Annotated in this window: 8 protein-coding genes; 2 read left to right on the forward strand and 6 right to left on the reverse strand. The window is 65.7% G+C overall.

Annotated elements, in window-relative coordinates; genetic code table 11:
• The first annotated feature begins 19 nt into the window (after positions 1 to 19).
• Positions 20 to 1,378: a magnesium transporter gene (gene mgtE / locus CGS25_RS03075; protein ID WP_101674565.1), complete on the forward strand. Its 1,359-nt coding sequence runs from the start codon at positions 20 to 22 to the stop codon at positions 1,376 to 1,378.
• Here the strand turns inward: mgtE and CGS25_RS03080 are convergent.
• Positions 1,375 to 2,340 (reverse strand): BPSS1780 family membrane protein, encoded by a 966-nt coding sequence (locus CGS25_RS03080; RefSeq protein WP_101674566.1) that lies wholly within the window; start codon positions 2,338 to 2,340, stop codon positions 1,375 to 1,377. The two genes, mgtE and CGS25_RS03080, sit on opposite strands and share 4 nt — an antisense overlap.
• 96 nt (positions 2,341 to 2,436) lie before the next feature.
• Positions 2,437 to 3,792 carry a metalloprotease PmbA gene (pmbA, locus tag CGS25_RS03085; RefSeq protein ID WP_101674567.1) on the reverse strand — a complete coding sequence of 452 codons (1,356 nt, stop codon included), beginning with the start codon at positions 3,790 to 3,792 and terminating at the stop codon, positions 2,437 to 2,439.
• Between the two features lie 67 nt (positions 3,793 to 3,859).
• Between pmbA and yjgA the strand changes: the two genes are divergently transcribed.
• Positions 3,860 to 4,396, forward strand: a complete 537-nt coding sequence (yjgA, locus tag CGS25_RS03090) for a ribosome biogenesis factor YjgA (RefSeq protein ID WP_101674568.1) — start codon at positions 3,860 to 3,862, stop codon at positions 4,394 to 4,396.
• 290 nt (positions 4,397 to 4,686) lie between these two features.
• Here yjgA and CGS25_RS03095 read toward each other — a convergent pair whose 3' ends face one another.
• The 4 genes from CGS25_RS03095 to CGS25_RS03110 are packed head-to-tail and all read right to left on the reverse strand — an operon-like array spanning position 4,687 to position 13,538.
• Positions 4,687 to 6,153: an efflux transporter outer membrane subunit gene (locus CGS25_RS03095; RefSeq protein WP_101674569.1), complete on the reverse strand. Its 1,467-nt coding sequence runs from the start codon at positions 6,151 to 6,153 to the stop codon at positions 4,687 to 4,689.
• Positions 6,150 to 9,248 carry an efflux RND transporter permease subunit gene (locus CGS25_RS03100; protein ID WP_101674570.1) on the reverse strand — a complete coding sequence of 1,033 codons (3,099 nt, stop codon included), beginning with the start codon at positions 9,246 to 9,248 and terminating at the stop codon, positions 6,150 to 6,152. Before CGS25_RS03100 ends, CGS25_RS03095 begins: the two co-directional genes overlap by 4 nt.
• The gene (locus CGS25_RS03105; RefSeq protein ID WP_101674571.1) at positions 9,245 to 12,340 is read right to left on the reverse strand and encodes a multidrug efflux RND transporter permease subunit; all 3,096 of its coding nucleotides are present in this window, start codon (positions 12,338 to 12,340) and stop codon (positions 9,245 to 9,247) included. Before CGS25_RS03105 ends, CGS25_RS03100 begins: the two co-directional genes overlap by 4 nt.
• Positions 12,341 to 12,368: 28 nt before the next feature.
• A complete protein-coding gene (locus CGS25_RS03110) occupies positions 12,369 to 13,538 on the reverse strand; it encodes an MdtA/MuxA family multidrug efflux RND transporter periplasmic adaptor subunit (protein ID WP_089033011.1) in 1,170 nt (389 codons plus the stop codon).
• Positions 13,539 to 13,706: the final 168 nt, after the last annotated feature.

Genomic DNA, 13,706 nt, shown 5'->3' on the forward strand with positions numbered 1-13,706 from the left:
CCCGGGAAGGAGCGGCAGCGTGGACACGCAACGACATAAACAGAACCTGAAAACGGTGAATCTGGCGCTCGCCGAGGGCACCTTTTCCCAGGTGCGCCTGTTGCTCAACAGCCTGCCCGGGGCGGAAGCCGCCCACTTGCTGGAATCCTCGCCGCCGCGCGAACGGGAAATCCTCTGGAAGCTGCTCAACCCCGAGCAGGAAAGCGAGGTATTGCAATACCTGGGCGAGGAAGTGCGCCTGGAACTGCTGCGCGACCGCTCGCCCCAGGAGTTGATCACCCTGGTCGCCGACCTGGACACCGATGACCTGGCCGACCTGCTCCAGGAGCTGCCCGAGCACGTGACAGAGCAGGTGCTGGCCGGTTTGGACCAGCAAAACCGGGAACGCCTGGCGCGGGTGATGAGCTACCCGGAAGACACCGCCGGCGGCCTGATGAACACCGACGTCATCACCGTGCGGCCGGACATCACCTTCAGCGTGGTGCAGCGCTACCTGCGCCGGCTGGGGGAAATCCCCAGCACCACCGACAACCTGCTGGTGGTGAATCGCAAAAACCAGTTCGTGGGGGTGCTGCCACTGACCCGGGTACTGATTTCCGACCCGGGCACCACCGTACGCGAGGCCATGGACACCGACGTCACCGCGATCCCGGTGGACCAGGACGAGCACGAGGTCGCCAAGCTGTTCGAGCGGCTCGATTTGATCACCGCGCCGGTGGTGGACGAAGAAGGCGTACTGGTGGGGCGCATCACCATCGACGACGTGGTCGACGTGATTCGCGAGGAAGCCGATCACTCCCTGATGAGCATGGCGGGTCTCGGCGAAGACGAAGACACCTTCGGCTCGGTCTGGCAGACGGTACGCCGCCGCGCCCTGTGGCTGGGCATCAATCTGGTCACCGCCCTGGCCGCGTCGGCGGTGATCAGCCTGTTCGAAGACACCCTGGAGCGGGTAGTGGCCCTGGCGGTACTGATGCCGATTGTCGCCAGCATGGGCGGCATCGCCGGCAGCCAGACCCTGACGCTGGTGATCCGCGCCATGGCGCTGGGCCAGGTTCAGGAGGGCAACAGCCGTTATCTGCTCACCAAGGAACTGGCGGTGGGTTCGCTCAACGGCCTGTTCTGGGCGCTGGTGATCGGCGCCACCGCGGCCCTGTGGTTCGACGACGTCATGCTCGGCGGCATCCTCGCCTGCGCCATGGTGATCAATCTGGTGATCGCCGCCGGTGCCGGCGCCCTGCTGCCAATGATCATGAAGCGCTTCGGCATCGACCCGGCCCTGGCCGGGTCGGTGGTGCTCACCACCATCACCGACGTGGTCGGCTTTTTCGCCTTCCTCGGGCTGGCCACCCTGCTCTACACCCAGGTGGCCGTTTAGCTGCCAGAGCTGAGCTGATCGGGCTCGCGGGCTGGCGCCGCCGTGGACTCCGCGGACGGCTCATCCATGGCGAACACATCCCGGAACGAGGTGTAGATCGAGACCATGCACAAGGCCATCAGGAACAACATCGCCACGATGCCCGCCAGCACCAGCACACCATAGAGAATCGCCGCCAGCACGCCCTGGCCCAGCACCAGAGAGACGAAACCGACATACAACGCGGCCACCACACAGAGCACCAGTACCAACAGCAGCGGAATCACGCCGTACCAGAGCATCGGCAGCCAGTTGATCGCCACCGCCACCAGACTTTCCCACAACGCAGCGAACGGCTTACGTTTTCCCAGATAGACCAGCGGCAGCTGGAACCAGAGCGCCGCCGCGTACGGCAACATCAATGCCAGGATAATCAGCCCGGCCAGGGCCACCCTCATCATCCCGGTGTTGGCCAGATCCGGGGGCGCGACGATGTCCTCGCCAAGCGCGCCGGCGGACACCAGATCGGCGATTTCGCTGCCGAACATCAGCAGCACCAGCACCGCGATCAACACAAAAAAAGTGATCTGCGCCGCCACCTGGGCAACACCGGTAAGAAACAGCTGCCCGGTGGAATGGGAAAAACCCGCGAACAGATTGCCGAATTCAAACGCCTCGCCCCGCCAGCGGCGATGGGCGAGATCAAATACCCCGGCGGCGAACACCGGCGACAACAGCGCCGGCACCAGATTGCCAAGCAGCGGCACCAACAGGCTGCTCAGGCTGATGCCCATCAACACCGCCATCAACACCAGCACCGCCAGCGACCACTGCCCCCAGTTACTGACAGTGATTCGCCACGCCTGTTTCCACCACAACCAGCCATGCCCCAACGGTCGCGCCCGGGCGCGGCCCACTTCGGCAATATCGTCTTGCGCCACCACCGGCGCCCGCGGTCCCTGATACGGATTGTTCGGTTCCATCCCCATTCCTTTCTTGATAGACGCTACACGCAGCACGCTTCACGCATGCACGCTTAAAAACCGGTTTTGACTTAGCTTGCAGCTTGCAGCCGCTCTTTACCGCCCCGCGATCTTCATCGGCGCGAGCAGCAGTGAGCCGCAGCGGATGTTGCCGCGCGCGTCCACATCGGTGCCGCTGCCCTGCAGGCCAGCGAACATCGCGGCCAGATTTCCGGCAAGGGTAAACTCCTGCAGCGGTTTGCCCAGGACCCCGTTCTCAACCCGGAAACCGGCCGCGCCCCGGGAGTAATCGCCGGTCACCAGATTGACGCCCTGCCCCATCACCTCGGTGATCAGAATGCCGTTGCCCATGCGTTTCAACAGCGCCGCCTGATCCTCGCCGGTGTCGCTGATGATCAGATTGTGCACGCCACCGCCATTGCCGGTGGGCGCCATCTCCAGGCGGCGGGCGGCGTACAGACCCAGCACGTAACGGCGCAAGACGCCGTCTTCCACAAACGCCTGATCAAAGGTCGGCAGCCCGTCGCTGTCGTAGGGCGCGGAGCCGTTGCCGCCGGGCAAATGGGCCTGCTCGCGCAGATTGATGCCGGCCGGGAACAGGCGCTCGCCAAGCCGATCACGCAGGAACGAGGCACGCCGATACAGCGAGCCGCCACTGATCGCCGACACAAAATGCCCGAGCAAGCCGGCCGCCACCTCCGGCGCGAACATCACCGGCAGTTCGCCGGTTTCCGGCACCTCGGCGCCGAGCCGCGCCAGCGTGCGCAGGCGGGCGCGCTCACCGACGCTCTCCGGGCTGGCAATGCGGCTTGGGTCGCGGCTGCCGTCGTACCAGTAATCGCGCTGCATGCCCGCCTCGTCCTCGGCCAGCACCGCGCAACCACGGGAATGAAAACTGCCGGCGTAGCCTTGCAGAAACCCGTTGCTGGTGCCCAGCACCCGCAGCGACGTGCCGGTGGTCACCGACGCGCCCTCGGAATTGACGATGCGCGGATCATCCCGGGCCACGCTTTCACTGCGCAGCGCCTCGGCGATGGCCTGTTCGGTGCTGATCTCCCACGGGTGATACAGATCCAAGTCGGGCAGGTCGGTGGCCAGCAGACCGGCCTCGGCGATGCCGCCAAACGGATCTTCCTCGGTGTGCCGGGCGATGGCACAGGCGGCGGCCACCGCGTCACGCAGGCTCTGCGGGCTGTCGTCGGAGGTGGTCGAGGCGCCCTTGCGGTTGCCCATGTAAACGCTCACCGCCACGCCCCGGTCGCGGTGAAACTCCACCGTTTCCACCTCGCCCAGGCGTACGTTCACCGACAACCCCTGGGCCAGGCTGAGGTGCGCCTCGGCACTGCTGGCGCCCTGCCGGCGCGCCTCTTCGAGCACGAAGGCCACGGTGTCGCGGGCGGAATTCAGTTGCCGGGGGTCGAGATTGGCTGACGCGCCATGGGGTTCGGACATAGAATGAGCCACCTTGATTAACCGAATTCATTGAAACGACGCCTGGGATCGCCAGCGCCGGGAAACCATGACTGAGTATAACGACACCCCCGCCAGCAAGACACGCCGCAAGCAGGACATGCAGGAGCTCCAGGAAGTGGGGTTGACTCTGATGGAGCTGAAACCCGCCCAGCAGGCGCGTCTGCCGCTCAATGACCCACTGCGCAACGCGCTGGACGAAGCCCGTCGCATCAGCAACCTGGACGCGCGCCGCCGCCACGCCCTGTTTGTCGGGCGGCTGATCAGCGATTCCGGCCCGGACGCCCTGCTGCAGGCGCTGGCCACGCTCACCGACCCAACCCGCCAGCAACGTCTTCAGCAATGGACCGAACAGGTGATCGCCTGCGAGAACGTCAAGGAACTCGAACCGATTCTCCACCAGGTGCTCGAATTCCACCCCCACGGCGACCGCCAAAGTCTGCGCAACCAGGCCCGCAATCTCGTGAAAGCGCGCCTGGACAACCCCGCCGACGCCAGCACCGAGCAACGTGACCGTTTCAAGCGCGAACGCAAGAAGTTCCAAGCGTTGTTGAACGACCTGGAAAAAACCGCGCCGTTGTATTAGGGGAGGGGGACGGGTTGCAGTGAACAGGCAGGTTGGCGCCGGAGTTCGATGCCGGTGTGGGAGCGGTCCTTGACCGCGAAATGGCGCTGCCAGGCCCGCCTCGCCTTTCGGCTCGGCTCGCGGTCGAGGACCGCTCCCACAGGGGCGTTGTAGCGGGCCTGAAACAGGTTGCAGGGAACAGGCGGCGTTGTAGTGGGGTTACCCTTACCGCGTCACGGCGCGGGCATGACCTTTCCGCCAACGCACGGCCCGCCCCGTGCTGCCCCCTGCATCCTGTTCCCTGATCCGTCTTAATCTTTCTCTTCCCAGGGCCGGGGCGGCTCCACCACCGTTTGAATCACCGGGTCGTCCAGGTCCCAGCCGCCGCCGAGGGCAGCGGCGAGCTGGATGGCGGCGTCGAGGCGGTCGCTGGCGATGTCCAGTTGCGCGCGGCGCGCTTCCAGGGTCAGGTTCTGGGCGGTGGCGACTTCCAGAAAGGTCACCATGCCGGCCTTGTAACGGTTGGTGATGACCCGTTCATTGTCCTGCGCCAGCGCCACCAGGTCGCTCTGCTGCTGGTCTTTTTCGCTGAGGATGCGCGCGGTGGCGAGGGCGTCTTCCACGTCACGCAGGCTCTCCAGCACGGTTTGCCGGTAAAACGCCACCTGCTCGTCGTACTGGGCGATGGCCAGGTCGTTGGCGGCGCGGCGGGCGCCGCCGTCGAACAGGGTTTGCGCCAGGCTCGGGCCCACCGACCAGACCCGCACCGGGGCGTCGAACAGGCGCGAAAAGCTGTCCGCTTCCACACCCCCGGAGGCGCTCAGGGTCAGGTCCGGCAACCAGGCGGCGCGGGCCACGCCGATGTTGGCGTTGGCGGCCGCCACCTGCCGTTCGGCCACCACCACATCCGGGCGCCGCGCGATCAGTACCGAGGGCAAGGTGGCCGGCAGCGAGGGCAGCGCCGGCAGGCCCTCGGCCACCGGCAGCGAGAATTGCGAAGGGGCGCGGCCGGTGAGCACGGCGATGGCGTTCTCCTCGGCGGCGCGCTGGTTTTCCAGGTCGTAAAGTTCGGTACGCAGCGATTGGCTCTGGGTCTGCGCCTGGATCACATCGGAGCGCGACACGATGCCGGCGCGGTATTGATTCTGCGTCAGCGTCAGGGAGCGCTCATAGGCGTCCATGGTCTGGCGCAGCAACGACACCTGCAAATCCAGCGCGCGCAAACGCACGTAGCTCTGCGCCAGCGACACCCGGATGCTCAGGCGCACCGCCGCCAGGTCGGCGGCGCTGGCCTGCAGATTGGCGCGCCCCGCTTCCACTTCCCGGCGCACCCGGCCCCACAGATCCGGCGCCCAGCTCACGTTCAGTTCAGCGCTGTAGGATTCGCTGATGCGGCTGTTGCTGACGGTATTGCCGGTGACCGTGCTGCGCGCCTCGTCACTGCCGCGACGCTGGCCTTGCACCGAGGCGCCCAACACCGGGCTGTAACCGGAACGGGCGTCGACCCATTGCGCTTCGGCGGCGCGGAAACGGGCCTGCGCCTGGGCCAGGGTCTGATTGGCGGCGGCGGCCTGATCCAGCAGGCCGGTGAGCACCGGGTCATGGAACGCCAGCCACCACTCGCCGCCGGCCATCCAGCTCCGTGCCGGCACGGTTTGCCAGCCATCCTGGTATTTGAACGTGTCCGGATAGGGCGCGGCCGGACGCTGGTAGTCCGGGCCGACGGTACAGCCGGCGAGCAACACGGCGAGCAGGGCGGAAAGCGGAAGACGTCTCATGGCGCGGGCTTCAGGGTGTCGGGAGAGTGAACGTTGGCGCGGCGCAGCAGGCGCTGGCGCAGCCGCTCCAGGTAAAGGTAAACCACCGGCGTGGTGTACAGCGTCAGCAACTGGCTGAACGCCAGCCCGCCGATGATGGTGATGCCCAGCGGCCGGCGCAACTCGGCGCCCTCGCCCAGGCTCAACACCAGCGGCACGGCGCCCAGCAGGCCGGCCAGGTTGGTCATCAGAATCGGCCGCAGACGCAACAGCGCGGCGCGGCGGATCGCCTCGGTGGGGCTCAGGCCGTCGCGGCGTTCCGCCTCGAGGGCGAAATCGATCATCAGAATGGCGTTCTTCATCACGATGCCGATCAACAAAAACAACCCCAGCAGCGCGATCAGACTGAACGGCGTATTGCTCAGGCGCAGCGCCAGCAACGCGCCCACGCCGGCGGAAGGCAGCGTGGACAGGATCGTCAGCGGATGCAAGGTGCTCTCGTAGAGCACGCCAAGCACCAGATAAACCGCCAGCAACACCGCCAGAATCAACAACGGCTGGCTGATGCCGCCGGTCAGGCTGGGGCCGCCGGAGTCCGGCGCCACGTGCACGCTGGTGGGCAGCATAATGCGATCCAGGGCGCGGTCGATGGCGGCCTGGGCCTCGGGCAGCAAGACACCCGGGGCAAGCGCGTAACCGATGCCCTCGGAGGCGAACTGGCCATCGTGGCGCACCCGGTCGTTGGCCATGCCGTAGTGCCAGCTTGCAAACGTGGACAGCGGCACCCGGGCGCCGTCTTCGGTGAGCACTTCAAGCTGCTTCAGCACCGCCGGGTCACCGGTGTAGCGCGGGTCCAGCTCCATCACCACCCGGTACTGGTTCAGTTCGTCGTAAAGGGTGGCCACCTGGCGCTGGGAAAACGAGTTATTGAGCACCGAGGCGACCGTCTGCATGTCGACGCCATAGCGGCGTGCCGCCTCGCGATTGATCTCCAGCACAATTTGCCGGGTTTCATCGCCGCCGGCGGAATCCACATCGACCAGCTCGGGCAGCTTTTGCATCGCCTCGGACACCTTGATCGCCCAGGTTTTGAGGGCCTCCAGGGAATCCGAGCGCAGCACCAGCTCATGGTCACTGCGGCTGAACGGCCCGGAGAGCATGATGTCCTGATCCACCATCAGGAACAGAAAGCCGCCCGCCACCGCCGGCGAGTTGGCGCGCAACCGGTCCAACACCTGCTGAGCGGTGACGCCGCGTTCCGCCAGCGGTTTCAGGCTGATGGTGAGCTGGGAATTGGTCAGGCCACGGTCACCGCCGGCGGTGCCGGTGACGTCCTGCACCGCCGGGTCGGCGAGAATCAGTTGCCGGTAGGCTTCGATCTTGGGCTGCATCACCTGGAAAGAAAAACCGTCGTCGCCGCGTACGAAGCCACGAATCTGGCCGGTGTCCTGTTGCGGCAGGGTGGTTTTCGGGATCGCCACGTACAGATACAAATTGCAGCCCACCACCGCCGCCAGCACCAGCATGGTGATGCGGCGATGGCGCAGCGCCCAGTCCAGCGTGTCCGCGTAGGCGCTTTGCAGATCATCGAACAGCGCCGCGCTGTGGCGCGCCAGCCGCCCGGGCGCCACCTTGGCGCGATCGCTCAGCCAGCGCGCGCACAGGCTTGGCGTCAGCGTCAGCGACAGAGCCAGGGAAATCAGCATGGCCGCCGCCAGGGTGATGGAAAATTCCCGGAACAGCTTTTCCACCACGCCGCCCATGAACAGAATCGACACGAACACCACCACCAGCGCGGTGTTCATCGCCAGCAGCGTAAAGCCCACTTCGCGGGCGCCTTTCAGGGCTGCCTCCGCGGGCGGCAAGCCCGCCTCAATGTGGCGCTGAATGTTCTCCAGCACCACGATGGCGTCGTCCACCACCAGCCCGGCGGCCACGATCAGCGCCATCAATGACAGGTTGTTCAGCGAAAAACCGTAGAAGTACATCACCACGAAGCTGCCGATCAGCGACACCGGGATCGCGATGGAGGGGATCAGCGCGGTGCGCGCGCTGCCCAGAAACAGCCACACCACCAGCACCACCAGCAACACCGCGATCAACAGGGTGCTTTGCGCGTCGTCCAGGGAGGCACGAATGCCCGGCGAGCGATCCATCACCACCGAAAGCTGGCTGTCGGCGGGCATCAAGGCGCGCAACGCCGGCAGCTCAGCGCGGATCGCATTGATGGTTTCAATGATGTTGGCACCGGGCTGGCGGCTGATTTCCACGATCACCGCTGGCCGGTCGTTGTGGAAGCCGCTGGTATAACGGTTCTCCACCGAATCGGTAACGCGCGCCACATCGGTCAGGCGCACCACCGAGCCGTCCTGTTCGCGAATCACCAGCGAGCGGTATTCGCTGGCGCGGTTGAGCGCGTCGCTGGTGCGCACCTGCCAGCGTTTTTCGCCCTGCTCCAACACACCCAGCGGTTGCAAGGCGTTGGCGTTGCCGATCGCCTGGCTGACCTGATCCAGGGCGATGCCCCGCGACAACAGCGCGCCCGGGTCCAGTTGCACCCGCACCGCTGGCAGCGAGGCGCCATCGACGCTGACCTCACCGACCCCGCGCACCTGCGAGAGTTTCTGCGCCAGCACCGTGGAGGCGGCGTCGTAAAGCTGCGCCGGCGACAGATTCGGCGAGCTCAGCGCCAGGCCCATGATCGGCGCCTGGGACGGGTTCACCTTCAGGTACTGCGGGTTGCTGGGCATGCCCGAGGGCAATTCGCCGCGCACCGCATTGATCGCCGCCTGCACATCGCGGGCGGCCTCATTGATATCACGGTCGAGTTCAAAGAACAGCACGATCTCGGTGGAGCCCTGGCCGCTGCGCGAGGAAATCGAAGTAATGCCGGAAATGCTGCCCAGGGAACGCTCCAACGGCGTCGCCACGCTGGACGCCATGCTCTCCGGGCTGGCGCCGGGCAGATTGGCGTTCACCATGATCACCGGGAAATCCACCTGCGGCAGCGGCGACACCGGCAACAAGCGCCAACACAGCAACCCGGCCAATACCAGCGCCACCGCCATCAGGGTGGTGGCGATGGGCCGGTGAATGAACAACCCGGACGGGTTCACGTTACCGGCCCTTGCGCCTCGGACGGCGCCGCGTCCCGCCGCGCAGCGCGTTGGGCAAGGCGGTCAAAGAACAGGTAGACCACCGGCGTGGTGAACAGGGTCAGCACCTGGCTGACCAGCAGCCCGCCCACCATCACCAGACCCAGGGGCTGGCGCAACTCGGCCCCGGAGCCGCCGGCCAGCATCAACGGCACGGCGCCGAACAACGCCGCCAGGGTGGTCATCAGAATCGGACGGAAGCGCAATATGGCGGCGCGGTGGATCGCCTCGCGGGGCGCCATGCCCAGCGAGCGCTGGGCGTCCAGGGCGAAGTCCACCATCATGATGCCGTTCTTTTTCACCAGGCCGATCAGCAGCACCACGCCGACCACCGCGATCAAATCCAGTGGCCGGCCGGTGATCAGCAGCGCCAGCAGCGCCCCCACCGTGGCCGAGGGCAAGGTGGAGAGAATCGTGATCGGGTGGATGGTGCTCTCGTAAAGCACGCCGAGCACGATGTACATCACCAGCACCGCCGCCAGAATCAGCCATAAGCTGTTGGACAACGATGCCCGGAACGCCTCGGCGGCGCCCTGGAAACGGCTCTCCACCTCCGGCGGCAGACCGATCTCGTTCTGCACTGTCTCGATCGCTTGCACCGCCTGCCCCAGGGATACGTCCGGCGCCAGATTGAACGACACGGTGGCGGAGGGGAATTGGCCCTGATGGTTGATTTGCAACGCCGCGCTGCGCTGGGTGACCCGCGCCAGCACCGACAGCGGCACCGGCTCGCCATCGGCGGTGGACACATAGGTGCTCTGCAACGCCTGCAAACCGCTGGCGTACTTCGGGTCCACTTCGAGAATCACCCGGTACTGATTGGACTGAGTAAACAAGGTCGCGATCTGTCGCTGTCCAAATGCGTTCTGCAGCGCGCCGGCGATGTCCGCCACGGTAATGCCCAGCCGCGCGGCGATGTCCCGATCGATATCAATGTAGGCCTGCAACCCCTCGCTCTGCAGGTCCGAGGCGACGTCCGCCAGCTCCGGCTGCTTGCTCAATTCACGGATCAGCAGCGGCACCCACTCGGCCAACGTAGCGCTGTCCGGCGTGGTCAGAGAGAACTGATATTGGGTGCGGCTGACCCGATCCTCGATGCTCAGTTCCTGAACCGGCTGGAACCAGGCTTTAATGCCGTCGACCTTCTCCGCTCTCTCGGCAAGGCGGTCGATGACGTCCTGGGCGGAGTCGTCCCGGTCGGCGTGGGCGGGCAGGTTGATCAGCATGCGGCCGCTGTTGAGCGTGGTGTTGGTTTCGTCCACGCCGATAAACGACGACAGGCTCTCCACCCCCGGGTCGTCCAGCAGCGCCGCCGCCAGCGCCTGCTGACGCTCGGTCATGGCGGCGAACGAAATGCTCTGCGGCGCCTCGGTGACCACCTGGATCACGCCACTGTCCTGCACCGGGAAAAAGTCTTTTTTCACCGCCAGATACAACACCGCGGTGAGCGCGATGGTGCCGAGCATCACCATCAGCGCCGCGGTCTGGCGTGCCAGCACCCAGTCCAGGCCCCGCCCATAGCGCTCGATAATCCGATTCATCAGGCCCGGGCTCTGGTCGTCGTGCGTGAGCGGTTGGCGCAGCATGCGCGCGCTCATCATCGGCGTCAGCGTCAACGAGACCAGCAGCGACAGACCAATCGCCACCGCCAGAGTCACGGCGAATTCATGGAACAGGCGCCCCACCACATCGCCCATGAACAACAGCGGAATCAACACGGCGATCAACGACACCGTCAGCGAGATCAGGGTAAAGCCGATTTCCCGGGCGCCCTTGAGCGCGGCATCCAGCGGTGAGGCGCCCTGCTCCCGGTGGCGGGCGATGTTTTCCAGCATCACGATGGCGTCGTCGACCACGAAGCCGGTGGCAATGGTCAGCGCCATCAGACTCAGGTTATTGATCGAAAAACCGGCCACGTACATAAACGCAAAGGTGCCCACCAGCGACAGCGGCACCGCCACGCTGGGAATGATGGTGGCCGGCACGCTGCGCAGAAACACGAAGGTCACCAGCACCACCAGGATAATCGCGAACACCAGTTCTTTCTGGGTGTCGCGCACCGAGGAACGGATGCTGTGGGTGCGGTCGGTGAGCACCGCCACGTCCACCGCCGCCGGCAAGGTGCTGGTCAGTTGCGGCAGCAAGGCACTGACCCGGTCGGCGACCTCGATCACATTGGCGCCGGGCTGGCGCTGCACGTTCAGCAATACCGCTGGCTCCCGGTTGGCCCAGGCGGCCAGAAAGCGGTTCTCGGCGCCATCGACGATCACCGCCACGTCGCCCAGGCGCAGGGGCACGCCGTCACGCCAGGCGACAATCAGGTCCCGGTAATCCTGCACCGAACGAATCTGGTCGTTGGCCTCCAACATGGTGCTGCGAAACGGGCCGTCGAAGCTGCCCTTGGGTTGATTGGTATTGGTGGCGGCAATCGCGGTGCGCACTTCCTCCAGGCTGACGCCGTAGGCGGCCAGTGCCATCGGGTTAGTCTGCACACGCAGAGCCGGGCGCTGGCCGCCGGCCAGGGTCACCAGGCCGACACCGGAAAGCTGCGCCAGTTTTTGCGCGATGCGGGTGTCCACCAGATCGTGCACTTCCGGCAACGGCAGGGTGTCCGAGGTGATCGCCAGAGTCAGAATCGGCGCGTCCGCCGGGTTTACCTTGCGGTAAATCGGCGGCGTCGGCAGGTCCGCGGGCAACAGGCTGTCGGCGGTGTTCATCGCCGCCTGCACTTCCTGCTCGGCGACCCCCATCTCCATTTCCAGATCGAATTGCAGGGTAATGATCGAGGCCCCGCCGGAACTGGTCGAGGACATTTGCTTGAGGCCGGGAATCTGCCCGAGCTGGCGCTCAAGCGGCGCGGTAATGGTGCGCGCGGTGACCTCGGGCCCGGCGCCGGGCTGAAAGGTGAACACCTGAATGATCGGGTAATCCACCTGCGGCAACGCCGCCACCGGCAGCATCCGCCAGGCCAGCAGGCCGGCCAGCAACAACGCCACCATCAGCAGCGATGTGGCCACCGGCCGCAGGATAAAAGGCCGGGAAATGCCGCTCACCCGGTACGCTCCATGACGCGGTCAGTGCTCATTCGCCCGCCCCTTCGGCGGGCACCACTTCGCGGCCTTCGCGCAGCCGGTCCAGGCCTTCCATGACCACCTGCTCACCGCCTTCCAGACCCTCTTCCACCGCCACCCGGTCGCCTTCCACCGGGCCCAGGGTAATCTTGCGCAGGGTCGCTTTGCCGTCTTGGACCAGGTACACATAGGTGCCCTGGGAGCCGTACTGCACCGCGTCCGAAGGAATCACCACGACGTCGTCCAGGGTTTTCAAACGCAGGCGCACATTGACGAACTGGTTGGGAAACAGCACCGACGCCTCGTTATCGAACCGCGCTTTAAGACGCAAGGTACCGGTGGCGGTGTCGATCTGGTTGTCCAGGGTGGTCAATACGCCGGTGGCCAGCACCCGGCTCTCGTCACGGTCCAGCGCTTCCACGCGCAGCGGCTGATCGCCGTCGCGCACTGCCAACAGCTCCGGCAAACGCCCTTCGGGGATGGTGAATTCCACAGCGATCGGTCGCATCTGGGTAATGCTCACCAGGCCGTCGGTGTCGGCGCTGGTCACCAGGTTGCCGGCGTCCACTTTGCGCAACCCCAGCCGGCCCGAGATCGGCGCTTCGATGCGGGTCCAGGAGAGTTGCAAGCGGGCGTCCGCCACCGACGCCTTGTCGGTTTGCACCGTGCCTTTAAGCTGATTGACCAGGGCCACCTGCTGATTGAGCTGCTGGCCGGCGATGGAGTCTTGCTCATCCAGCAATCGATAGAGCTTGAGATCCTCCTGGGCGCCGTTCAATTCGGCCAGGTCACGCTGGTATTGGCCCTGGGCCTGATCCAACGCCACCTGATAAGGACGGGGATCGATCTCGGCGAGCAGATCGCCCTTTTCCACTTCCGCGCCTTCTTCGAAATGCACCTTGGTGAGCTGGCCGTCCACGCGGCTGCGTACCGTCACCGTGTTCAACGACAGCACCGTGCCGATCGATTTGACCTGCACCGCCAACTGGCCCTGCTCGGCGGCGACGGTGCTGACCGCCACCGGGCCATCCCAAGCGGCGCGCCGCCCGGCCGGCGCCGAAGCAGTGGGCGAGCGCCACAGCAGAAACCACAAAGCCACCAGCACCAGAACCAGCACCACGGCCAGCAGCCAGCGACGCCGGGCCGGGCCGGACAACGAGAAGCGAGAAGAATCGGTCATTGGATCAACCAGCAAGGGGGGCGAAACCGGCGCGCCGGTCCGACCGTCACAACGACCCGCTGGCGTGTCCCTTTGCAAGTGTTTTGCAAGTGCCGCGCCGGGCGGGATAGATGATAATGAATCGCATTTTATGAGTGCCGGTCGCGCCCGGGCAACCGCGCACCAGCA

The sequence above is a fragment of the Alloalcanivorax mobilis genome, assembly GCF_002864685.1.
In the GTDB taxonomy this organism is placed as follows: Bacteria; Pseudomonadota; Gammaproteobacteria; order Pseudomonadales; family Alcanivoracaceae; genus Alloalcanivorax; species Alloalcanivorax mobilis.